The sequence below is a fragment of the Microbacterium sp. ABRD28 genome (assembly GCF_003850245.1).
GTDB lineage: Bacteria > Actinomycetota > Actinomycetes > Actinomycetales > Microbacteriaceae > Microbacterium.
Map to the genome: position 1 here is coordinate 2,965,221 of NZ_CP031015.1, position 23,179 is coordinate 2,988,399.

The following is a 23,179-nucleotide window of genomic DNA, read 5'->3' on the forward strand; positions in this document are numbered from 1 at the left end:
TATCCTCGCCTCTTGTTCGCTTACCGCACAAACGTTCACTGTGCGTTCACCATGTCCATCTTGCCCCAGAACCACGGGGACCGCATCCCCGATCATGGGAAAGATTCGCCGGCATCCTCCGCGGAGCGCGTGTCGAGGATTCGGGAGAGGAAGCGTCGGGTGCGCTCCTCCACCGGGCGATCGAGCACCTCTGCCGCACTGCCGCTTTCCACGATCCGTCCGTCGTCCATGAACACCACCCGGTCGGCGACCTCCCGCGCGAACTCGATCTCATGCGTGACGACGATCATCGTCAATCCCTCGGACGCGAGGCGCCGCATGACGGAGAGCACCTCCCCGACGGTCTCGGGATCAAGGGCCGAGGTGGGCTCGTCGAAGAGCATGACGCGCGGGCGCATGGCCAGAGCCCGGGCGATCGCCGCGCGCTGCTGCTGACCGCCGGAGAGCTGCCGCGGGTAGGCCGACTCCTTGCCGCTCAGCTGTACCCACTCCAGCAGCTGTCGCGCATGGGTCTCCGCCTCGGCACGCGGGGTGCGCAGCACCTGGATCGGAGCTTCGATGATGTTCTGCAGCACCGTCATGTGACCGAAGAGATTGAAGTTCTGGAACACCATGCCGATCTCGGTGCGCTGACGTGCGAGCTCCGCCGGGGCGATCTCGATGAGATGGCCCCGGCTCTCACGCACCCCCACCGGCTCGTCACCGAGCCATACGATCCCCGCGGTCGGGGTCTCGAGGTGGTTGATGCAGCGCAGCAGCGTGGACTTCCCCGACCCGGATGGACCGATCACGCAGACGACCTCGCCGCGGAAGACCTCGAGATCGACGGCATGGAGGACCGCAAGCGATCCGAAGCTCTTGCTCACCGATTGCAGACGGATGACGGGATCGACGATCGTTGTCATACCGGCGCCTTCTCTTTCAGCCCCGAAGAGGGCGTGGTGCGGGGAAGGAGCTTGCGCAGCTTCTGGGCGTACGTGTCGGGAGCGCTGCGGGTGGCGCCGCGCGCGTAGTACTTCTCGATGTAGTGCTGGCCGATGGAGAGCACGGTCGTCAGCACGAGGTACCAGATGCACGCCACCACCAGAAGCGGGATGGTCTCGAACGTACGCGCGTAGATCACCTGGACGGTGTAGAGAAGCTCACTGATGGCGACGATGCTGACCAGGCTCGTTCCCTTGAGCATCGAGATCACCTGGTTGCCCGTCGGTGGGACGATGACCCGCATCGCCTGCGGCAGGACGATGCGCCGCATCGCGCGACGGCGCGACATGCCGAGCGCGGCCGCAGCCTCACTCTGGCCCTGATCGACCGATTGGATGCCGGCACGGATGATCTCGGACATGTACGCACCCTCGTTCAGCCCGAGCCCGAGCAGCGCGGCGATGAGGGAGCTGACCACCGTGTTGGTGTCCCATTCGAACCACTGCGGGCCGAACGGGATCCCGAGGGTGAGCTTGGGGAGGAAGCTGGCGAGGTTGTACCAGAACAGCAGCTGCACCAGCAGGGGCGTCCCCCGGAACAGCCAGATGTAGCCATCGGCCGCCACGTTGAACAGCAGGCTGTTCGAGATCTTCATCAGGGCGAGGATCAACCCGATGAGGCAGCCGAGCACCATCGCGACCGCGGTGAGGAACAGGGTCAGGCCGACCCCCTGAAGCACGCGGGCACTGAACAGGTACTCGCCGACGACATCCCACCGCATGGCATCGGCGGTGAGGAACTTCGAGATGATCTCGAGCACGAACAGCACCAGCAGGATGCGCAGCGCCCAGCCCGCGGCCTTCAGAGCGATCTGGCGCCCGGTGGTGGTCCGTACCCGCGGCCCCTCCGGACCTCGGCCGATCTGCAGCGTCGCCGTCAGCGGCCCCCGGCTCCGACGATCGTCGGGTGCCTCATCTGTGCCGGTCGAGGTCACTGCTCGACGCTCGGATTGACGACCGCCTCGTCGAGGAGGCCGAAATCGACATCCCAGCTGGTCATGATCGTCTCGTACGTCCCGTCCTCGATCAGCTGGTTCATGGCCGCCGCGATGGCCTCGGTCATGCCGGAGTCCTTCCCCACGGCCACGCCCTCGAGGTTCGGCTGGTAGTCCAGCGGCTGGATCTCGAGACCCTCGGCGCTGCTGTCCTCGCGCAGCAGCCACGAGAGCTGCCCCTTGGCGGTCATGAACGCGTCGATGCGGTCGGAGCTGACGGCCAGCAGCGCCGCGCCCTGCTGCGGGAAGGAGTCGATGGTCGGAGCAGGCTCCCCGGCGTCTTCGCAGATGGCGACGATCTCCTCGATCTGGATGAGGAACGCCGAGCCCGCCAAGGCCCCGACACGCAGGCCGCAGAGGTCCTCCGGGGTGCTGATGTCCAGGCCCGCGTCCTCACTCGTGATGACCCCGGTCGTGCTCTCGTGCACGGCGACGATGTCGACGACGTCGAGCCGCTCCTGCGTCACGATGATCGACGCCCAGGAGCTGTCGAATCGGCCGTTATCGATCCCCGGGATGAATGTGTCGAACGCGCCCGACACCTCTGCGGTGTACTCCAATCCGAGGAGCGCTGCAGCCGCGCGACCGAGGTCAGGACCCCATCCGGCGATCTCGTCGTTCTCGTCGAGGAACGTGTCGGCGGGGGCGTTGTCGAACTGGATGGCCGTCAGGGTTCCCCGTTCGGCCACGTCATCGGGCACAAGCGCGGCGAGCTCGTCGTTCGTCTCGATCGTGACTCCGGCGACCTCGATCGAGAGGTCCGAATCGCCGGCGTCCGCGGCGGAACCCGAGGTGCAGCCCGCGAGTGCGAGCCCGAGGGCGGAGAAGGCGGCAAGGCCGACGAGAACGCGGCGGGAGGCGGGGGTGTTCATCGGGAGCTGCTCCTTCGAGGCATGACAACGGGGCGGGAAGTGTGCGTTATACGCACGAGTGTTCACTATGCGTTCATCGAAGTCAACACATCCGTCGGCCATGCAGCCCGGGGATCAGCGGAACGAATCGACGACGGCGTTGCGGTGGTAGTCGAAGATGATGTTCGTCCGCGTCGAAGCCACGCGGTCATGACCCGAGATCTGCTCGACGACGAATCGTCGCAGCGCTGAGGAGTCGGTCACCGCGACGTGGACGATGAAGTCGTCGGCGCCGCCGAGGAAGAACACCTGCACCACCTCCGCCAGCGAGCGGGTGTGTTCAGCGAAATCGGTGATGCTGGCCTGCCGAGCACCGGGGCGGAGCGTCACCCCGACCAGGGCCTGCAGCGCTCTTCCAAGCCTGGCCTGGGCGACGCTCGCGGTGAACGACGAGATGACTCCGCGGTCGATGAGCCCCCGGAGGCGCGTGTGAGCGGTGGACGGGGCGACACCGACCTGCTCTGCCAGCGCCGCGTTGGTGATTCTGCCGTCCGCCGTGACCGCCTCGAGGATCCGGCGATCGAGCTCGTCCAGCGGAACAGGCTGTGGATCGTTCGGCTCACGCGTCATCCGACACCTCCTTCTTCGTTGCAGACCCGCCGATCAGCGGTATCCGCCGAATCTTCATCGGAAGGACTGCCATCCTGACGACTTTTCTCCAACACTATTCATCAACTGCGAAAGGAGCTGTGATGCGCGTCGGTATCCCAGCAGAAATCAAGAACAACGAAGATCGCGTGGCAGCGACGCCCGCGATCGTGGACCAGCTGCGGCGCCGCGGCCACGAGGTCGTCATCCAATCCGGCGCCGGGGAGGGATCGCGCATCTCCGACGCCGACTTCTCCGCCGCGGGAGCCCGGATCGCCGCGAGCGCGGACGAGGTGTGGGAGCAGGGCGACCTGATCCTCAAGGTCAAGGAGCCGATCGCCGCCGAATACGGCAGGATGCGACGAGGGCAGGTGCTCTTCACCTTCCTCCACCTCGCTGCCTCGCGCGCGTGCACCGACGCGCTGCTTTCGAGCGGGGTCACCTCGATCGCCTACGAGACGGTGCAGCTCCCCGATCGCTCGCTGCCTCTGCTCACCCCCATGAGCGAGGTCGCCGGACGCCTCTCGATCCAGGTCGGTGCCACGAACCTCATGCGTCCGGCCGGGGGACGCGGCACGCTCCTCGGCGGAATCGCCGGCACCCGCAAGGGCAAGGTCGTCGTCATCGGCGGCGGGGTGGCCGGCGAGAACGCTGCCCGCAACGCCGTGGGGTTCGGGGCCGACGTCACGGTGATCGACATCTCGCTCCCCCGCCTGCGCGCCCTGGAATCGGAGTTCGGCGGTCTCATCCAGACCCGCCACTCCTCACCCCTCGAGATCGCCGACCAGCTCGTCGACGCCGATCTCGTCATCGGATCGGTCCTGATCCCCGGGGCGGCCGCACCCAAGCTCGTCACCGACGACATGGTCGCGGCGATGAGGCCGGGGTCGGTGCTGGTGGACATCGCCATCGACCAGGGCGGCTGCTTCGAGGGCTCGCGCCCCACCACCCACGATGAGCCGACCTTCGCCGTGCACGAGAGCCTGTACTACTGCGTCGCGAACATGCCCGGTGCCGTTCCCGAGACCGCCACCCGGGCCCTCACGAACGCCACCGCGCCCTACGTGCTGCGCCTGGCCGACCGCGGATGGCAGGACGCGCTGCGCGCCGATGCGGCGCTGAAGGCCGGCCTCAGCACGCACGACGGGATGCTCACCAACGCCGACGTCGGCGCGGCGCTGCAGATCGAGGTGGCGAGCGCGGACGTGGTCCTCGCGGCCTGAACCACGCAAAGCGACGTCGGGGGCGGTGCGGCACGATGCCGCGCCGCCCCCCGACGCACTCAGCCGGCGACCCGGATGAGCTTCTTGTTGACGAACTCGTCGGCGCCGATGAGTCCCAGTTCGCGTCCGGTACCCGAGCGCTTCACCCCGCCGAACGGGAGCTCGGGCGAGTCGGCCAGCACCACGTTGACGTAGACCATGCCGGCATCGATCTCGTCGGCCACGCGCTGGGCCTGCTCAGGATCGGTGGTGAAGACATAAGATCCCAGCCCGAAGCCGGTGTCGTTGGCGACGCGGATGGCCTCGGCCTCGTCCTTGACGCGGTAGACGACTCCCGCCGGGCCGAAGAGCTCCTCGCCGTAGACATCCATCTCCGGCGTGACATCGGTGAGCACCGTGCCCGGGAAGAAGGCGCCGTCCCGCGCCCCTCCCGTCACCAGCCGGGCCCCCTGGGAGACGGCGTCATCGATCTGCTTCTGCAGTCGCTCGGCCGCCGTCTCGGAGGAGAGCGGACCGAGGATGGTGTCTTCGGCCAGCGGATCGCCCACTTTCGCCGCGCCCATCGCCGCGGAGAACTTCTCGAGGAAGGGCTCGTACAGCTCGTCGATGATGATGAAGCGCTTGGCCGCGTTGCACGACTGTCCGTTGTTGTCCAGACGGGCGTCCACCGCCGCCTGCACGGTGGCGTCGAGATCATCCGTGGACAGGAGGATGAAGGGATCTGATCCGCCGAGCTCGAGAGCGACCTTCTTCAGGTGACGCCCGGCGACTTCGGCGACCGCCGCACCGGCCCGTTCCGAGCCCGTGACCGACACGCCCTGGACGCGCGGATCGGCAATGACCGCCGCGGCCTGATCGTTCGTGGCGTAGATGTTCGTGTACGCACCGACGGGAAGTCCCGCGTCGCGGTAGATCGCCTCCAGGGCGGCCGCGGACTCGGGGCACTGCGGCGCATGCTTGAGCAGGATGGTGTTGCCGAGGATCAGGTTCGGGGCCGCGAAGCGCGCGACCTGGTAGTACGGGAAATTCCACGGCATGATGCCCAGGAGAACTCCGAGCGGCGTCCGACGGATGACGGCGGTACCCTCCCCCTCGATCTCCAGCGGCTGGTCGGCGGTGACCCGCTCGGCGACGTTCGCGTAGTACTCGGTGATGTCGGCGGCGAAGTCGACCTCGCCGAGGGCCGCGACGAGCGGCTTGCCCATCTCGCGCACGATGATGGCCGCCAGTTCGTCGCGACGCTCTCGGTGCAGGTCGGCGACCCGGCGGAGCAGCGCAGCGCGCTCCGAGACCGGCAGGTGGCGCCAGGAGCGATAGGCGATGTCGGCCCGATCGATCGCTGCAGCCAGTTCGTCGTCGCTGATCGTCGGGTAGGTGGCGAGGGTCTCCCCCGTGGCGGGGTTGATGACGGCATAGTCACTCATCGGTTTCGTGCCTTTCTTGTCGTTCAGGTCGTATCGGCCATCGCCGTCTGATGGTCAGCGACGCCGGAGGCTCTCCGGCGCGTCGAGGCTGAGCGTCTCCCCCCGGAAGAACGCCGGACGCCTGATCGCCTGCCAGATCATGATGACGATACCGAGACCGATGATGACCACGCCGAGCACGAACACGCTTCCGACCCCGAACCACTCGGTGCCGCTGCCGTAGTCGGGGTCGAGGCTCTCCACCAGGGTGATGACGAACAGGGCAGCCAGGATCACACCGCCGACCAGCGGGAACAGCAGCGTGAAGACGAAGCTGCGCACCGAGTCGAACCATTGCCGGCGGAAGTACCACACGCACGCGAACGCCGTGATGCCGTAGTAGAAGCAGATCATCATGCCGAGTGTCGTGATGGTGTCCCACAGCACGTTCTCGTTGATGAAGCGCATCACCGCGTAGAACACCGACGCCACGACGGCCGAGACGACGGTGGCGTACCCGGGTGTGAAGAACCGCGGCGAGACGCGGGCGAACGCGGGCGGGAGCGCGCCGTAGTGCCCCATCGCGAGGAGCGTGCGGGCCGGGCCCACGAACGTCGACTGCAGCGACGACGCCGAGCTCGTGAGCACGGCGAGCGAGACCAGGAACGCGAGCGGCCCCAGGATGGGCCCGGAGAGGTAGAAGAAGACATTCGCCTGGATGTCGGGGTTCCCCAGGCCCAATCCCTCCTCGCCCGTGCCCGCGAAGGCGAGCAGCGCGATCGAGATGAGGAGGTACAGCGTGACGATCGTCACCACGGTGACGGTCGCGGCGCGTCCGGGCGTCTTCTCGGGGTTGCGGGTCTCCTCGTTCATCGTGAGCGTGACATCCCACCCCCAGAAGATGAAGATCGACAACGACAGGCCGGCCACGATCGCGATCGCCGGCGTGACGGTCAGCGGATTGAACCAGGAGGCCTCGACCGGACTCGCGTCGAACGCCGTGCCGTTCGCCACGTGCACGAAGGCGGCGATGGAGAAGACGAGGAGGACCAGCACCTGGAAGCTCACCAGCACGTACTGCAGCTTCTGGGTCGTCTGCATGTCCCGATAGGAGATGAAGGTCGCACCCAGCATGAACAGCAGACACACCGCGACGTTGATGAAGGGGTTGAAGGCGAGTTCGGCGATCGTCCCGGGGCTTCCCGCGATCTGGTCGATCAGCAGGAAGAGGAATTCCACGGCGATGCCGGCGAGGTTCGACAGCACGAGGATCGTCGCCGCGACGAGGCCCCAGCCGGCCATCCACCCCACCCACGGCCCGAACGCCCGCACGGCCCACGTGAACGAGGTGCCCGAGTCGGGCATGGTGCGGTTGAGCTCGCGGTATCCGAACGCGACCAGGAGCATCGGGATGAACCCGAGCAGGATGATGGCCGGCACCTGGAAACCGACCTCCGAGACCGTCGGCCCGAGCGCCGCGGTGAGCGTGTAGGCCGGCGCGATACAGGAGATGCCGATGACGACCGCGCCGATGAGGCCGACCGTGCCCGCGCTCAGGCCTTTCTTGGACAGCCCGCCGGTCAGTGCCTCGGGTGCGGGGGCCGTGGCGGTCGGTGTCGGGCCGCCGCTTCGCGACCCGCGGTGTGCAGCGCTCATCGCCGCTCTCCGTTCATGCTTTCGTGGACGCGCGTTCGGGGCACGACGACCATCGGGACGGGAAGCTCGTGCAGCATCTTCGCTGCCGTCGAGCCGAGGAACAGCCGCCGGGGTTGCGCGAGGCGACTCGATCCGACGATCGCAAGCTCACCGGGCTCCCAGCTGAGGTGCGAGACGGCGTCCTCGATGCTCTCGCCACGCGCGACGACGACGTCGGCCGTGATGCCTTCGGGAAGCGACGCGAGAGCTTTGGTAAGCACGTCGTCGGCGTGGGCGGCGCCGGCCAGACGGATGACGCCGGTGTCGACGCTCGACGGCAGGTCGACCGAGACGAGCGACAGCAGCCGAAGCTCCGCCCCGGTCGCCGCGGCGAGCGCCACGCTCTCCTCCATGAGCGCTTCGGCGCCCGGACGTGTGCCGATCGCGGCTGTGATGCGGGTGAGGCCGAGGGACGCGTCCTGGCGGCGCGACCCTTCAGGGGCGAGGACGACCGGCACGTCGGAGGAGTGCAGCAGCTCGGTCGCGACCGTGCCGAGGCGATGGCGGCCACGCAGGCCTCCGTTGGCCGCGCCGACAACGATGTGCGACGCGCCGAACTCGTCGGCGGCGGCGATCAGGCCCTCGGCGAACGAGTCGCTGTAGCGGACGTGGCCGACGTGCGCGATGTCTGCGGGGATGCCGGCGGCCGCGCCCTCCAACCAGGTCGTCGCCTGCTCGCGCAGGTAGCGGTCGTAGCTGGCGTTCGGGGGTGTGATGACGCTGCGGTCGTCGCTGGGAAGCACAACGACGAGGTCGAGCTGCGCGCTCGTCGCTTTCGCGAGCCGCGCCCCCAGGGCGACCGCATCGGCTCCGGCATCCGTCGCGGTGTAGCCGACGACGATGCGGCCGCTCATGCGCGCGCCGCCTCGACGATGTTCGCGGCGACGAGCCGGCCCATGCGGATGGCGCCGTCGACGTGCTGGTAGCCGAGGCCCGCCATGTCGCTGCAGGCGAAGTGGATCGGGCCGACCGGCTCGCGCTGATCCGCGCCGTACCGCGCGAGCCCGCCGAGGTCGAAGCTCGCGGCGTACGCGCCGCGCGTCCACTCCTCGGTCCCCCAGTCGCTTTCGTAGTAGACCACCGGGTTCTTCGCCTCGGGCCCGTAGTAGTGCGAGAGCGACTCGAGGATCCGCTCCTTGCGCTCCTCGGCCGAAAGGCGGAAGACGTCGTCGGCATGCCGGTCGGAGACGAACCCGACCAGGGTGCCGCGCTCGTCGCCATGGTTGGTGTTGTCGTAGGCCTCGTGCGAAAGCTCGTACGGGCTGAAGGCCGTGCCCGAGAGCCCCTGCTCCCGCCAGAACGGGCGGTCGTAGACCGCGTGGACCTTGATGACGAATCCCATCGAGATGTGCTGGTGCATCTGGTGCTGCAGTCTCGGCAGGGGCGGCGAGAACGAGATGCGCGGGTAGAGCACCGGCGCCAGGGCCAGGATGACGAAGCGGGCGCGCACCGTCATCCGGTCGGCCTCCACGGTCACGCCGCCGTCGCTCCACTCGATGCGACGCACCGGCTGATCGAGGAAGACGTCGCCCCCCAGACGCTCGGCAAGGAGGAGCGGCACCTGCTGCAGACCCCCGACGACGCGCTTGTCGAGGATGAAATCGGCATCGACCAGGTGCGAGAAGCTCCCGGCCGAGGCCGCCATGAGCAGTGCCTGAAGGGTGGAGAACGCGTGGGGCGGCTTGGTGAGCATCGCCCCCGCGATGAAGAGCGCGATGTTGTCGCGGGCCTCGACATCGTCGGTCTGCGCCGCCAACCACGCCTCGAAGGAGGTGCGGTCGAGCTCCTCGGCGTCGGGATGCTCCCAAGGACGGTCCGGGTCGATCTCTGCGACCATCCGGTCGAGCCGCTCGATGAGGTCGACCATCACCTTCTCGGTCGCCTCGGGCACGGGGAAGATCTCGCCGGTGAACCGCGTGAGCGCACCCTCGGCGTTGATGTACACCGAGTCGCCCTCGCGGTAACGGGAGTAGGTCTCCAGCCCGAGGTCCTCGAGCGTCTCGATCAGGGCCTCCTGGTCGGGCGAGACCCACTGTCCGCCCACTTCGAGCATGGCGCCGTCGATCACATCGGTGTGCAGGCGCCCGCCGACCCGGTCGCGCGCTTCGAGAACGGCGACCGAGAGGCCGGCCTTGCGCAGCTCATTCGCCGCGGTGAGGCCCGCCGCTCCCGCGCCGACGACGACGACGTCGCGCGTCAGCACGCCGGTGGTGGGATCTGTCATGGTGCTCCTTTGCATCGGGTTCGAGCAGGCCACCCGGTGCCGCGGCACCGGGTAATCCCGGGTCAGTCTGCCGTGGGGGCGGGGGCGTCGTCACCGACGAGCACGGGCTCGCTGTCGGTGCGGGACTCGTCGAGCACGTTCGCGAGGACATCGAGCCCCTCGTTCAGCAGCGCGTCGCCGATCGCCAGCGGAGGGAGGAATCGGATGACGTTGCCGAACGTCCCGCAGGTGAGGACGATCACTCCCTCGGCGATGCACGCCTTCGCAACCGCAGCGGTCAGGGCGGCGTCGGGTGCACCGGTAGCCGGATCGACGAATTCGACCGCCACCATCGCGCCGCGGCCGCGGACGTCGCCCAGCCGCGGGTCCGTCGCCTGAATCGCCCGGAGGCGCTCGGTGAGGATGCCGCCGATCTCGCGGGCCCTGTCGATGAGGGCCTCCGTCTCGAAGGCCTCGATCGCCGCCAGGGCCGCCGCGCAGGCGATGGGGTTTCCGCCGTACGTGCCGCCCAGTCCGCCGAGGTGGGAGGCGTCCATGATCTCCGCGCGCCCGGTGACGGCGGCCAGGGGCAGGCCCCCCGCCATTCCCTTGGCCGTGGTGATGAGGTCGGGCACGATGCCGAACACGTCGCTGGCGAACATCGCGCCGGTGCGGGCGAACCCGGTCTGCACCTCGTCGGCGATGAAGACCACATCGTTCGCGCGGCACCACTCCACGAGCGCCGACAGGAAGCCGTCGGCGGGAACGATGAATCCGCCCTCGCCCTGGATGGGCTCGATGATGACGGCAGCGAGGTTGTCGGCCCCGACCTGCTTCTCGATGACCGAGATGGCTCGCGCCGCAGCATCCGCTCCACTCAGTCCGTCCCGGAACGGGTAGGACAGCGGCGCCCGGTAGATCTCCGAGGCGAACGGCCCGAACCCGCTCTTGTAGGGCATCGCCTTGGCGGTGAGCGCCATCGTCAGATTCGTGCGCCCGTGGTAGCCGTGGTCGAAGGCGACGACGGCCGGCTTGCCGGTGTACTTGCGGGCGATCTTGACGGCGTTCTCCACCGCTTCGGCGCCGGAGTTGAACAGCGCGCTCTTCTTGGCGTGGTCGCCAGGGGTGACGCGGTTCAGCGCTTCGGCGACGGCGACGTACGACTCGTACGGCGAGATCATGAAGCAGGTGTGGGTGAACTGCGCGACCTGGGCCTGCACGGCCTCGACGATGCGGGGGTGGGCGTTGCCGACCGTGGTGACGGCGATGCCCGACCCGAGATCGATGAAGGAGTTGCCGTCCGCGTCGACGACCACCCCGCCGCCGGCGGCGACGGCCTCGACCGGCACGGTGTGTCCGACACCGGCGCTGACGGCCGCGGCCTTCCGGGCCAGCAGCTCCTGCGACCGGGGGCCCGGGATGGAGGTGACGAGTCGGCGCTCCTGCGGAAGGGTCGGTCCGCCGAGCGGGGGCGCGATGAGGGTGGCAGCGGTCATGCCGGGAGCGTAGGGTTCCGGATGCCGCCGGCGCACCGGCCCCGGCGTACATTCTGCATCCGGGGCTGTACCATCCGTACAGTGGAGCGGCGCGGACCGTTCCCCGCGAGGAGACACGATGACGACGTCGGCCCATGCCGCTGCGCCCCCCACCCTGCGCTCCCTTCTCGCCCGCACCGACCTCCACCTCCGCGCCGAGGACACCGCCCCCGACGACGCCCTGTCTCGCCCCGTGCGGTGGGTCCACAGCACCGATCTGCTCGATCCGACGCCGTTTCTCTCCGAAGGCCTCGTGCTGCTGACCACCGGCACCCAGTTCCTCGAGTCCGCCGACGAGGCGTCCGTCGTCGACGCGTACGTGCGGCGCCTGTCGGAGCGGGGCGTGGTGGGGGTCGGGTTCGGCACCGAAGTCGTGCGCGACGGCATTCCGCCCACGCTCATCGACGCGTGCCGGCGCCACCGCATGCCGCTGTTCGAAGTGCCCTACCGCACGCCCTTCATCGCCGTCGCCCGCGCCAACGCCGAAGCCATCGCCGCCGTCGGCTACGCCCGCCGATCGTGGGCGCTCGCGGCGCAGCGCGCCATCTCGATGGCGGCCCTGCGCCCCGACGGACTCGGAGCCACGGTGGCCGAGCTCGCCAAGCAGCTGGGCACCTGGGTCGGACTGTACGACGCCGCGGGCGAGCTCTCGCGCGAGCACCCCACCGGGGGCCTGGCCGAGGCGACCGCCGTGGCGCTGCACGGCGAGATCGACGCAGTGCTGCGTCGCGGTGCCCGTGCCGGGTCGTCGATGCGCCTGGGAGGTCTGCCGTTCACCCTGCAGACCCTCGGCCGCGGCGGGCACCTGCGCGGTGTCATCGCCATCGCCGCCGGCGACCTCGATCAGGAGGGCCGCGGGGTCGTGACCGCGGTGATCGCGATGGCCGGCCTCGCCCTCGAACAGCAGCAGGGTCTCGCCCGCGCCCGAGGCACCCTTCGGGCCGGTCTCGTGCAGTCGCTGCTGTCGGGCGATCCCGCTCTCGCGCGGCGGATCTCCCGCGATCTCTGGGGTTCGCTGCCGGCCCCGCCGGTGGTGGTGGCGATGACGGATGCCACGACCGCGCGCGTCGACAGTGTCGCCGAATTCCTGGAGCTGCGCGCTGAGGAACGGCGCGGGGCGGTGTTCTTCGGACGAAGCGGAGACGGACTCGCGGTGGTCGTCCCGGCCGCAGCGCCCGACGTGCTCGACGAGCTCGTCGAGCGGTTCGATGCGCGACTCGGCGTGTCCGACGGCGCCGGCTACGACGGCTTCGCGGCGGCGGTCGAACAGGCGCGCATCGCACGCGACCGCGCGGCGGAGCGCGGCGGCGGACCCGTGACGCACTTCGCCGAGGTGGCACGATCGGGCGTGATCGCCGCGCTGACCGCGCTCTCGGGCGAGGCGCGCGCCGTCGCCGACGCCGAGCTCGCACCGCTCGCGACCCACGATGCCGACCACGCCACGGCGCTCGTCGCAACGCTGCGCACCTGGCTCGAGCAGGACTGCTCGCACGAGGCGTGCGCACGCGCCCTCGGGGTGCACCGCCACACGGTGCGCACCCGCCTGGCCCTGGCCGAACGGGTGCTCGGCCGCGACCTGTCGTCGTTCGCGGTGCGTGCGGAGCTGTGGGCCGCCTTCGCGGCATCCTCCTGACCCAGCTCCTCCCACCCCCTCCCCCGCCCAGCATCGCGAGCCGTCAGAAATGGCTGCTTCCGCCGCATCCGGGCCGCAAAAATCGACGGGTCACGAGTCACGGGTCACGGGTCACGGGTCACGGGTCGCGGGTCACCGGTCACGGGTCACGGATCAGGAGCCGGATGCCGGGGCGTGCGCCTGAAGGAACTCGTAGACCTCCGTCGTGTCCACCCCGGGGAAGGAACCGGTCGGGAGCGTCGCGAGCAGGGTCCGGGGCGTCCGGACATTCGGCCAGGAGTGCTCGCGCCACACCGACTCCAGCTCCGCCGGCGCCCGACGACAGCAGACCTCGACCGAGTGCCGCGACACGCCGCGGTTCGCGGTGTCGCGCCCGTGGAACCACTTGGTGTCGTCGAAGCGGACCCCCACCGACACCGAGTGCGCGCCCTCGCTCGAGGGCTCCACCCGCGCGGTGCACCAGTAGGTGCCGTTGCCGGTGTCGGTGTACTGGTAGTACGGGTTGAACTTGTCGGCGATGTCGAACACGACCCGCGAGGTCCACCGCCGGCAGCACATCTGTCCCTCGATGGAGCCGAGTCGATCGGTGGGGAAGTTCACGTCGTCGTTCTCGTACGCCTTGGTGATCGTTCCCGACTCGTGCACCTTGAGGAAGTGCACCGGGATGCCCAGGTGCACCGTCGCGAGATTCGTGAAGCGGTGTGCGGCGGTCTCGTACGTCACCGAGTACGCGTCTCGCAGATCTTCGATCGAGATCGCGCGGTCCTTCTTCGCCTCCTGCAGATAGGGCACCACGTGCGCCTCGGGAACGAGCAGCGCACCGGTGAGGTAGTTCGTCTCCACCCGCTGGCGGAGGAACTCGGCGTAACTCCTCGGCTCCTGATGACCCAGGATGCGGCTGGACAGCGCCTGCAGCACCGCGGTGCGCGGGTCGCCCTTGGCGGGCACGCGACTGGAGAGGTAGAGGCGGCCGTTCTTCATGTCGGCGACGCTCCGCGTGGTCTGCGGCAGGTCGGCGACGTAGTGCAGGGTGAAGCCGAGGTGCGCGGCGATGTCGGAGGCCGCGCGCTGGGTCAGCGGTCCGCCGGGGTGATCCACGGCGTCGAGGACCCGCCGGGCCTCGGTCTCGAGTTCGGGGAAGTAGTTGTCCTGCGTACGCATGAGGCGCCGAAGCGCCACGTTGGCGCGCCGTGCTTCCTCGGGCGTGGCCGAGCGCTCGTCGCGGAGGCGCTCGATCTCGCCCTGCAGGGTCATCAGGGCCGAGAGCACCTCGGTCGGGATCGTCTTGCCGACGCGGAACGGAGGGATGCCGAGCGCCTGGAACGTCTGCCCGCGCATCGCGCGCTCGAGCGAGATCTCGAGTGTCGCCCGCTCGTCGAGCGGATCGCCGGCGAGCAGGGCGTCGAGCGTCGTTCCGAGCGCCTTCGCGATGGACTGCAGCAGTGACAGACGCGCCTCGCGGCGGCCGTTCTCGATCATGGAGAGCTGGCTCGGCGCCCGGCCGACCGCGTCCGCGAGGGATTCCAGTGTCATCCCGCGCTGGGTGCGCGCGGCTCGGATGCGACGGCCGATCATCAGCGGATCGAGCGCGTCGTCCTCGATGCCCGAGCCGGGGTCGACGGTTTCTTCGCGGTCGGAGGCGAGCGTCATGACCGGCATTCTGTCACAGAAGCAGAATTTTGGTGAAACTTCACACGCGAATCGGTGGGTGGGGGTCGTGAACTTCACGGAGAGTGAGTTCACGACCTTCTCGTTTCGACCCGGTCGGCACCAGACATCCGATGAAGGAGAGCACCATGACCGCCACCGCCGCCAGCCGCCCGCCGCTCCGCGCCGGAGACCAGACGCAGACCGCCGCGGAGCTGCAGGAGGCCTGGGAGACCGATCCTCGCTGGGACGGTGTCCAGCGCACCTACACCGCCGACGATGTCGTCGCCCTCCGTGGTTCGGTGCGCGAGGAGAGCACCCTCGCCCGCCGAGGAGCGGAGAGCCTGTGGAACCTGCTCCACACCGAGGACTACATCCGGGCCCTCGGCGCCTACACCGGAGGTCAGGCCGTGCAGCAGGTGCGTGCGGGACTGAAGGCCATCTACCTCTCGGGCTGGCAGGTCGCCGCCGACGGAAACCTCGCCGGGCAGACCTACCCCGACCAGAGCCTGTACCCCGCCAACTCGGTTCCCGCCGTGGTGCGCCGGATCAACAATGCACTCCTCCGCCAGGACCAGATCGAGCACGCCGAGGGAACGCCCACCCGGGATTGGCTTGCGCCGATCGTGGCCGATGCCGAGGCCGGCTTCGGCGGCCCGCTGAACGCCTACGAACTGGCGCAGTCGCTGATCCAGTCGGGTGCGGCCGGCATCCACTGGGAAGACCAGCTGGCCAGCGAGAAGAAGTGCGGCCACCTCGGCGGCAAGGTCCTCGTGCCGATCCAGCAGCACATCCGGACCCTGAATGCGGCGAGACTGGCGGCGGATGTCGCGGGCGTGCCCACCGTCATGATCGCGCGCACCGACGCCCTGGCGGCCGACCTCCTCACCAGCGACGTCGACGAGCGCGACCGCCCGTTCCTCACCGGCGAGCGCACCGCCGAGGGGTTCTACCGGGTGCGTCCGGGCCTGGACTCGGTGATCGCCCGTGGCCTCGCCTTCGCGCCCTATGCCGACCTGCTGTGGGTCGAGACCGGCGAACCCGACATCGAACTCGCCCGCGAATTCGCCGCGGCCGTGCACGCGCAGTTCCCCGGAAAGCTCCTGGCGTACAACTGCTCGCCGAGCTTCAACTGGAAGCGGCACCTCGATGACCGGCAGATCGCGACATTCCAGCAGGAGCTGGCAGAGCTGGGCTACAAGTTCCAGTTCATCACCCTCGCCGGTTTCCACGCCCTGAACTACTCGATGTTCGACCTCGCTCGCGGCTACGCCGACCGGGCGATGACCGCCTACGTCGAGCTCCAAGAGGCGGAGTTCGCCGCCGAGGCGGCGGGCTACACCGCCACCCGGCATCAGCGGGAGGCCGGAACCGGCTACTTCGACCGCGTGTCCACGGCGCTCAACCCCGACAGCGCCACCCTCGCCCTGGTGGGATCCACCGAGGCTCAGCAGTTCCACTGACCCGTGCTTCGTCGAACCAGAAGGACCCGATCATGACCCTCACGACAGCCCCACCGCTCCCGACCACTCCGCCGCCGATGCTGCGGCCGACCACCGGGCCCATCCGCACGCACCAGCCGACGATCCGGGTGACCGGTGAGCTGGGCCCGCGGTACGACGAGATCCTCACCCCCGAGGCCCTCGCCTTCGTCACCTCCCTCCATGACCGCTTCGGTGGTCGCCGCCACGACCGCCTCGCCGAGCGCATGCGTCACCGCTTCGAGATCGGCAATGGTCGCGACCCGCACTTCCGCCACGACACCGCGCACATCCGCGACGATCCGCAGTGGCGGGTGGCCGGTGCCGGCCCGGGCCTGGAGGACCGCCGGGTCGAGATCACCGGCCCGACCGATCCGAAGATGACGATCAACGCGTTGAACTCCGGCGCGAAGGTGTGGCTCGCCGACCAGGAGGACGCCACCTCGCCGACGTGGCGGAACGTCATCGAGGGCCAACTGTCGCTGTTCGACGCCATCCGTGGACAGCTGTCGTACACGAGCCCCGAGGGCAAGAGCTACCGCGTGACGGCGGAGCAGACCCCGACGATCGTGATGCGTCCGCGGGGCTGGCACCTGCCCGAGGCGCACATCGAGTTCACCGATCGCACCGGTCGCACTCTGTCGGCATCGGGATCACTCGTCGACTACGGCCTGTACGTCTTCCACAACGCGCAGGCGCTGATCGACGCCGGCCGCGGCCCCTACTTCTATCTCGCGAAGCTCGAGAGCGCGGAGGAGGCGCGGCTGTGGGATGACGTCTTCACCTTCACCGAGCGCGCCCTGGGCATACCGCACGGCACGATCCGCGCCACGGTGCTGATCGAGACGCTTCCCGCGGCGTTCGAGATGGAGGAGATCCTGTTCGAGCTGCGCGACCACTGCGCGGGGCTGAACGCCGGGCGCTGGGACTACATCTTCTCGATCATCAAGAACTATCGCGGGCGCGGTGCGCGATTCGTCCTCCCCGATCGCAGCGACGTGACGATGACGGTGCCGTTCATGCGGGCGTACACCGAGTTGCTGGTGCAGACGTGCCACAGGCGCGGGGCGTTCGCGATCGGCGGGATGAGCGCCTTCATCCCGAACCGGCGCGACCCCGAGGTGACCACGAGGGCATTCGAGAAGGTCGCCGCCGACAAGAAGCGCGAGGCCGCGGACGGCTTCGACGGCACCTGGGTCGCCCACCCCGACCTCATCCCGATCGCCCGGGCGGAGTTCGATGCGGTGCTCGGCGACCGGCCGAATCAGGTCGACCGCCGGCGCGACGACGTGACGGTGACCGCGGCGCAGCTGATCGACGTGCACATCGGACTCCCCGTCACCGCCGCGGGTGTGCACGCCAACGTGTCGGTGGCGATCCGCTATCTCGAGGCATGGCTGCGGGGAGTGGGCGCGGTCGCCATCGACAATCTGATGGAAGACGCGGCCACCGCCGAGATCAGCCGCTCGCAGATCTGGCAGTGGATCCACCAGGACCGCTCTCTTTCGGACGGCACGCCCATCACGGCCGACTACGTCGAGGGGCTCATCGGACGGGTGCTGGGCGAGGTGGCTCGCAGCGACGGCGACCGGTTCGACGACGCCGCCGAGCTGTTCCGCGAGGTCGCGCTGCAGCCGGAGTTCCCCGCGTTCCTCACCGTCCCGGCCTACACCCGCTACCTCGCCTGAGCCGGCCTGCCGAGACCGCACTCGCCCGTCGAGACGCACGCCCACGCGTGCGGTCCCGGCGGGCGGTGTCGGTTTCGGCGTCGGCGGGGACCGGCAGAGGCCATTCGACCCGGTGCGCGCGGCGGTGCGCCGCTACTCTCATATCGTGACCTCCCGCGCTCCTCTCTCCCGCAAACTGTCCGCGATCGCCGAATCGGCCACGCTCAAGGTCGACGCGAAGGCCAAGGCGCTGCAGGCCGCCGGCCGCCCGGTGATCTCGTACGCCGCGGGGGAACCCGACTTCGCCACGCCTTCGTTCATCGTCGACGCCGCTGCCGAAGCCCTGAGCGACCCGGCGAACTACCGCTACACCCCCGCTGCAGGACTGCCGGTGCTGCGCGAGGCGATCGCCGCCAAGACCCTTCGCGACTCGGGGTGGGACGTCGAGTCGTCGCAGATCATCGTCACCAACGGCGGCAAGCAGGCGGTGTATCAGGCGTTCCAGGCCGTGGTGAACCCCGGCGACGAGGTGCTGCTGCCCGCACCGTACTGGACGACCTATCCCGAGGCGATCCGCCTTGCAGACGGCGTGCCCGTGGAAGTCTTCGCCGGGGCCGACCAGGAGTACAAGGTCACCGTCGAACAGCTGGAAGCGGCGCGCACCGAGCGGACGACGGTGCTCGTCTTCGTCTCGCCCTCCAATCCCACCGGCGCGGTCTACTCCGCCGATGAGACGCGCGCGATCGGAGAATGGGCGCTCGAGCACGGCATCTGGGTGATCTCCGACGAGATCTACCAGAACCTCGTCTACGACGGCGCCCGCGCCACATCGATCGTCGAGGCGGTGCCGGATGTCGCCGGCCAGACCATCCTCGTCAATGGCGTCGCCAAGACCTACGCGATGACCGGATGGCGGGTGGGCTGGATGGTCGGGCCGGCCGACGCCATCAAGCTCGCCGCGAACCTGCAGTCGCACCTGTCGAGCAACGTCAACAACATCGCGCAGCGTGCCGCCCTGGCTGCCCTCACCGGCCCGCAGGTCGAGGCCGAGAAGATGCGGAGCGCGTTCAACCGCCGTCGCCGCGTGATCGTGACGGAGCTGGCGAAGATCCCCGGCGTCACGGTGCCGAACCCGCTCGGCGCCTTCTACGTCTACCCCGACGTGCAGGGGCTCCTCGGCCGTGAGTGGGCCGGCGTGACGCCGACCACCACCCTCGAGCTCGCCGACCTGATCCTCGAGAAGGCCGAGGTGGCGGTGGTTCCGGGCGAGGCGTTCGGACCCAGCGGGTACCTCCGCCTGTCGTACGCGCTCGGCGACGACGCCCTCCTCGAGGGTGTGCAGCGCCTGCAGCGCCTGTTCGGCGCCTGATCACCCCACCTCGTCGCGGTTTGACCGCCGGCGGGTCCTGCCGTGGTGATCGGATGCCACACTGACTGCGTGACCCCTCCTACCGCCTCATACGATCTCGCCGTCATCGGAGCAGGCCCCGCCGGGACGGCGGCAGCCCTTCGCGCCACAGAGCTCGGTGCGAAGGTGGTCGTGCTCGAGGCATCCGACCGCCTCGGCGGCACGTGCGTGAACACCGGCTGCGTGCCCACCCGTGTGCTCGCCAAGGCCGCCCGGCTGATGCGCGAGGTGGGTGCGGCCCGAGATTACGGCGTGGTGACCCACCCCGAGGCACTGGACTGGCCCGCCACCGTCGCCCGCGTCCATGAGCGGGTCGACCGGGTGCGGGCGGTGAAGAACGAGGCCGAGAGGTTCGGCGCGGCGGGGATCGACCTCGTGCAGGAGGGGCGGGCGCGCTTCGCCGATGCGCACACCCTGCGTCTGGACTCCGGTCGGCGCATCCGTGCCTCCTCGGTCATCGTGGCGGTCGGCGGGCACTCCCGGCGGCTCCCCCTTCCGGGCGCGGAGTTCGCGACCGTGCCCGAACACGTGCTGGAGCTGCCGGGCCTTCCGCCTCGCGTCGCGATCATCGGTGCGGGCAACACCGGCGCGCAGCTGGCGACCGTTTTCGAGTCGTTCGGCTCGAAGGTGAGTCTGCTCGACGTGGCACCGCGCGTGCTCATGGCCTCCGACCCCGAGGTCTCCGCCGCGATCGCCGCCTCGTTCGAGGGCCACGGGATGACGGTGCGCACCGGAATCGCCGGCGTCGACGCCCTGGAGAAGGACGGCAGCGGGATCGTGCTCCGCTGGCGCGAGCAGGACGGACCGGCCGAGGATCGCTTCGACGCGGTGGTGATGGCCACCGGATGGCCCGCCGACGTCGAAGATCTCGGGCTCGAGCACGCGGGCGTCCGGATCGAGCGTTCGTCGATCCCGGTCGACGCGTATTTCCGTTCGGAGGTGTCGCACATCCTGGCCGTGGGCGACGCGATCGGGCGCGACATGCTCGTGCAGGCCGCGCAGTTCGAAGGCGAGGCGGCGGCGGAGAACGCGGTCCTCGGCGTCAATCGCCGCACCCCGCATCACCTTCTCCCGGCGGGCGGATTCACCGATCCCGATTACGCCGGAGTCGGACTCACCGAGGAGCAGGCCCGGCAGCGCGACGCGCGCTGCATCGTGGCTGTGGCCGACTACGCCGATCTCGAGCGGGCCGTCATCGACGACCGCGCCGTGGGCTTCCTCAAGCTCATCACCGACAACCGACGCGAGCTGATCCTCGGCGCTCACGCCGTCGGCGAGAACGCCGTCGAGGTGATCCAGTCGGTGACGACCGCGATGGCGGCCGGCATCGATGTCGCAACCCTTGCGGGCGTGAAGTTCGCCTACCCCACCTACAGCGCGATCATCGGGCTGGCCGCCCGGCAGCTCCTTCGCGCGTGATCTTCGCGGCGCGCCGCGCCGCAGCATCCGCTCGCTCCCGCTCCGCACCCCCGCGCCCCGCACTCATCCCGGTTCGTTCGTCGCATACGTACGTCCGGGGCGTCCCATCGCGTACATCTGCGACGAACGAACGGGAGTAGGACCGCGAGGCGGGTCAGCCGGGGCGATGGGCGAGGGGTGACGGATCAATGACCGCGCTCCCTCGCCCCACCCCACCCACCCATCCCCACCTCGATCACGGTTCGTTCGTCGCATACGTACGTCCGGGGCGTCCCATCGCGTACATCTGCGACGAACGAACCGCGGAATGAGCACGAAGCGGGTGAGCTGGGGAGAGTGGATGACCGCGAGGACGCGTCGTCGCAGGCTAGAGGTCGACGCCGATCAAGACCGGCTCGGGCTGGAGCAGCAGGCCGAACTCGGCGTGCACCCGGCCCTGGATGAAGCGCGCCAGCTCCGCGATCTCGGCGGCGGTCGCGCCGCCCCGGTTGGTCAGCGCGAGAGCGTGCTTGGTCGACACCGCGGCGCGCGAACGCGGAAGCTTGAAGCCCTTGCGGATGCCCGACTGCTCGATGAGCCAGCCCGCACTGACCTTCACATCGGACTCCGCTGTCGACAGGGGCGGCACGCTGCCGTCGAAGTTCGACAACGCCACCACCACCACCGGATCGAAGTCGGGCGCGACCGGCCAGCGCGGGCACTCCGGCGGGAGGGTCCGGGCGAAGGATGCCGAGACGACGGCGTTCTGGAAGAAGGATCCGGCGCTCCACGTGTCGGGGTCGGCGTCATCGAGCACCATGCCCTTCCGCGCGCGGATCTGCAGCACCTGTTCGCGCACGAAGGCCAGCGTCACCGCGGCGCCGGGCTGGAGGCCGAGCGCCGTCCGCAGCTGATCGCCGTGGATCTCACGGGGCGCGTCTCCGATGACCGCGAGCTCCACCGTGACCGACAGGATCACCGCACGTCGTTCGGGCACCGAGCCGTAGTGGTGTTTGAGCACCGAGGTGCGGAAGCCGAGCCCGAGCTCGGCGGCCGGAACGGTGGACACCTCGCCGGTGGTCTCGTCGATGAGCTCGACCTCGATGAGGGTCTGGACGATCTCCTGGCCGTACGCGCCGATGTTCTGCACGGGCGCGGCCCCGATGGTCCCGGGAATGCCCGACATCGCCTCGACGCCCGCGAACCCGTGCTCGACGGTGTACCCCACGAATGCGTCCCAGTCGTGCCCGGCCTGTACCCGGAGGCGGATGAATCCCTCGCGTGCGGTGGGGAGCGTCTCGATCCCGTGGGTCAGGATCCGCACGACCGTGCCCGGGAACGGCTCGTCGCCCACGAGCAGGTTCGATCCGCCGCCGAGCACGAACCAGGGGTCACCCGTCGCCCACACCTCGCGGAGCGCGTCGACGAGTTCACCGGTCGTCCGCGCCTCGATCATCCGCTCGGGGATTCCGCCTGCGCGAAGCGTCGTGAGGCTCGAGAGCGCGACGGGGGAAACCTCGGTCATCGAGTCCCGTCGCCGACAGGCGCACCGGCGGCGTCCGCCGGCCGCACGCGCACCTGCGCCTTTCCGAGCACCGTGGTGTCGGCGGCGGTCACGGTGAGGTCGATGCGGACCGCCTCGTCGGTCACCTGACCGATCCGGGCGACGATGTGAAGATCGGCGCCGTCGACCGCGTCGACGACGACCGGTCGAGTGAACCGCACACCGTAGTCGAGGATGCGACCGCCGTCGCCGAGCCACGGCATGATCGTGCCGACGGCGACACCCATCGTGAGCATGCCGTGCGCGAGGACTCCGGGAAGCCCGACCTCGGCGGCGATGTCGTCGCGGTAGTGGATGGGGTTGAAATCGCCCGACGCTCCGGCGTAGCGCACCAGCGATTCGCGTGTGAGGTGGATCGTGCGTTCGGCGACGACATCGCCCACGGTGACGGCGTTCATGCGTCGCCCTCGCCCACGAGCAGAACGGATGTCGCGGTCACGACGTGGGCGCCGGCGGCGTCGACCATCTCGGCTTCGCTGGTGACCATGGCGTTGCCGCCGAGGGTGCGGATGCCGGTGACGCTGAGCTGGGCGGTCAGCTCGTCGCCCGCGACGATCGGACGCGAGTACCGGAAGCGCTGCTCGGCGTGGAGCACGCGCGACAGCTCGATGCCGCTGTCGGGTTCGGCGAGCAGCTGCTGCAGCGTGACGTCCTGCAGCACGATCGGGAACGTCGGGGGCGCGACGACGTCGGCGTAGCCGAGGGCACGCGCGGCCTCGGGGTCGAGGTGCTGGGGGTCGTCGGCGAAGACCGCTCGCGCGAACTCGCGCACTTTCTCGCGGCCCACGAGATACGGCGGCGTCGGAGGGAACACGCGACCGACGAGTTCGGGGTTCACTGGCACC

The 23,179-nt window shown here is 69.4% G+C and carries 19 protein-coding genes; 6 read left to right on the plus strand and 13 right to left on the minus strand.

The window, feature by feature from the left end:
* Positions 1-92: 92 nt before the first annotated feature.
* From DT073_RS14300 to DT073_RS14315, 4 genes are all read right to left on the minus strand, one after another.
* Positions 93-905 (minus strand): amino acid ABC transporter ATP-binding protein, encoded by an 813-nt coding sequence (locus tag DT073_RS14300; protein ID WP_124293999.1) that lies wholly within the window; start codon positions 903-905, stop codon positions 93-95.
* Positions 902-1,918, minus strand: coding sequence for an amino acid ABC transporter permease (locus DT073_RS14305; RefSeq protein ID WP_124294000.1), 1,017 nt, complete (start codon positions 1,916-1,918; stop codon positions 902-904). Before DT073_RS14305 ends, DT073_RS14300 begins: the two co-directional genes overlap by 4 nt.
* Positions 1,915-2,850, minus strand: a complete 936-nt coding sequence (locus tag DT073_RS14310; protein WP_164478209.1) for a transporter substrate-binding domain-containing protein — start codon at positions 2,848-2,850, stop codon at positions 1,915-1,917. The genes DT073_RS14305 and DT073_RS14310 overlap by 4 nt, the downstream gene beginning before the upstream one ends.
* A 114-nt stretch (positions 2,851-2,964) precedes the next feature.
* Positions 2,965-3,459: an Lrp/AsnC family transcriptional regulator gene (locus DT073_RS14315; protein ID WP_124294002.1), complete on the minus strand. Its 495-nt coding sequence runs from the start codon at positions 3,457-3,459 to the stop codon at positions 2,965-2,967.
* Between the two features lie 122 nt (positions 3,460-3,581).
* Between DT073_RS14315 and ald the strand changes: the two genes are divergently transcribed.
* Positions 3,582-4,700, plus strand: a complete 1,119-nt coding sequence (gene ald / locus DT073_RS14320) for an alanine dehydrogenase (protein ID WP_124294003.1) — start codon at positions 3,582-3,584, stop codon at positions 4,698-4,700.
* Positions 4,701-4,759: 59 nt separating this feature from the next.
* Here the strand turns inward: ald and DT073_RS14325 are convergent, their stop codons facing one another.
* From DT073_RS14325 to gabT, 5 genes are all read right to left on the minus strand, one after another.
* Positions 4,760-6,124, minus strand: a complete 1,365-nt coding sequence (locus tag DT073_RS14325; RefSeq protein WP_124294004.1) for an NAD-dependent succinate-semialdehyde dehydrogenase — start codon at positions 6,122-6,124, stop codon at positions 4,760-4,762.
* A gap of 54 nt (positions 6,125-6,178) precedes the next feature.
* Positions 6,179-7,759 (minus strand): APC family permease, encoded by a 1,581-nt coding sequence (locus DT073_RS14330; protein WP_124294005.1) that lies wholly within the window; start codon positions 7,757-7,759, stop codon positions 6,179-6,181.
* On the minus strand, positions 7,756-8,652 hold the full coding sequence (locus DT073_RS14335) for a universal stress protein (RefSeq protein WP_124294006.1): 897 nt from the start codon (positions 8,650-8,652) through the stop codon (positions 7,756-7,758). The genes DT073_RS14330 and DT073_RS14335 overlap by 4 nt, the downstream gene beginning before the upstream one ends.
* Positions 8,649-10,022: a flavin monoamine oxidase family protein gene (locus DT073_RS14340; RefSeq protein ID WP_124294007.1), complete on the minus strand. Its 1,374-nt coding sequence runs from the start codon at positions 10,020-10,022 to the stop codon at positions 8,649-8,651. Before DT073_RS14340 ends, DT073_RS14335 begins: the two co-directional genes overlap by 4 nt.
* 62 nt (positions 10,023-10,084) lie before the next feature.
* The gene (gene gabT, locus DT073_RS14345) at positions 10,085-11,497 is read right to left on the minus strand and encodes a 4-aminobutyrate--2-oxoglutarate transaminase (RefSeq protein WP_124294008.1); all 1,413 of its coding nucleotides are present in this window, start codon (positions 11,495-11,497) and stop codon (positions 10,085-10,087) included.
* Positions 11,498-11,615: 118 nt separating this feature from the next.
* On the opposite strand from gabT, the gene DT073_RS14350 reads away from it, so the two are divergent.
* Entirely contained in the window at positions 11,616-13,169 is a 1,554-nt protein-coding gene (locus DT073_RS14350) for a PucR family transcriptional regulator (RefSeq protein ID WP_124294009.1), read from the plus strand.
* A gap of 153 nt (positions 13,170-13,322) precedes the next feature.
* On the opposite strand, the gene DT073_RS14355 is transcribed toward DT073_RS14350, so the two are convergent.
* Complete coding sequence (locus tag DT073_RS14355; protein ID WP_124294010.1) at positions 13,323-14,819, minus strand: helix-turn-helix transcriptional regulator; 1,497 nt, start codon at positions 14,817-14,819, stop codon at positions 13,323-13,325.
* 146 nt (positions 14,820-14,965) lie between these two features.
* Between DT073_RS14355 and aceA the strand changes: the two genes are divergently transcribed.
* From aceA to DT073_RS14375, 4 genes are all read left to right on the plus strand, one after another.
* Positions 14,966-16,279, plus strand: coding sequence for an isocitrate lyase (gene aceA, locus DT073_RS14360; RefSeq protein ID WP_124294011.1), 1,314 nt, complete (start codon positions 14,966-14,968; stop codon positions 16,277-16,279).
* Positions 16,280-16,311: 32 nt separating this feature from the next.
* Positions 16,312-17,985 carry a malate synthase A gene (gene aceB / locus DT073_RS14365; RefSeq protein WP_205782947.1) on the plus strand — a complete coding sequence of 558 codons (1,674 nt, stop codon included), beginning with the start codon at positions 16,312-16,314 and terminating at the stop codon, positions 17,983-17,985.
* 145 nt (positions 17,986-18,130) lie between these two features.
* Positions 18,131-19,333 (plus strand): pyridoxal phosphate-dependent aminotransferase, encoded by a 1,203-nt coding sequence (locus tag DT073_RS14370; RefSeq protein WP_124294012.1) that lies wholly within the window; start codon positions 18,131-18,133, stop codon positions 19,331-19,333.
* Positions 19,334-19,402: 69 nt separating this feature from the next.
* Entirely contained in the window at positions 19,403-20,791 is a 1,389-nt protein-coding gene (locus DT073_RS14375; protein WP_240638626.1) for a dihydrolipoyl dehydrogenase family protein, read from the plus strand.
* Positions 20,792-21,158: 367 nt separating this feature from the next.
* Here the strand turns inward: DT073_RS14375 and DT073_RS14380 are convergent, their stop codons facing one another.
* Genes DT073_RS14380 through DT073_RS14390 form a run of 3 tightly spaced genes read right to left on the minus strand, consistent with a single transcriptional unit; the run spans position 21,159 to position 23,178 of the window.
* A complete protein-coding gene (locus DT073_RS14380; RefSeq protein ID WP_124294014.1) occupies positions 21,159-22,295 on the minus strand; it encodes a UDP-N-acetylmuramate dehydrogenase in 1,137 nt (378 codons plus the stop codon).
* Positions 22,292-22,732 (minus strand): MaoC/PaaZ C-terminal domain-containing protein, encoded by a 441-nt coding sequence (locus DT073_RS14385; RefSeq protein ID WP_124294015.1) that lies wholly within the window; start codon positions 22,730-22,732, stop codon positions 22,292-22,294. Before DT073_RS14385 ends, DT073_RS14380 begins: the two co-directional genes overlap by 4 nt.
* Positions 22,729-23,178, minus strand: a complete 450-nt coding sequence (locus DT073_RS14390; protein ID WP_124294016.1) for a MaoC family dehydratase N-terminal domain-containing protein — start codon at positions 23,176-23,178, stop codon at positions 22,729-22,731. Before DT073_RS14390 ends, DT073_RS14385 begins: the two co-directional genes overlap by 4 nt.
* Between the last annotated feature and the right edge of the window lies 1 nt (position 23,179).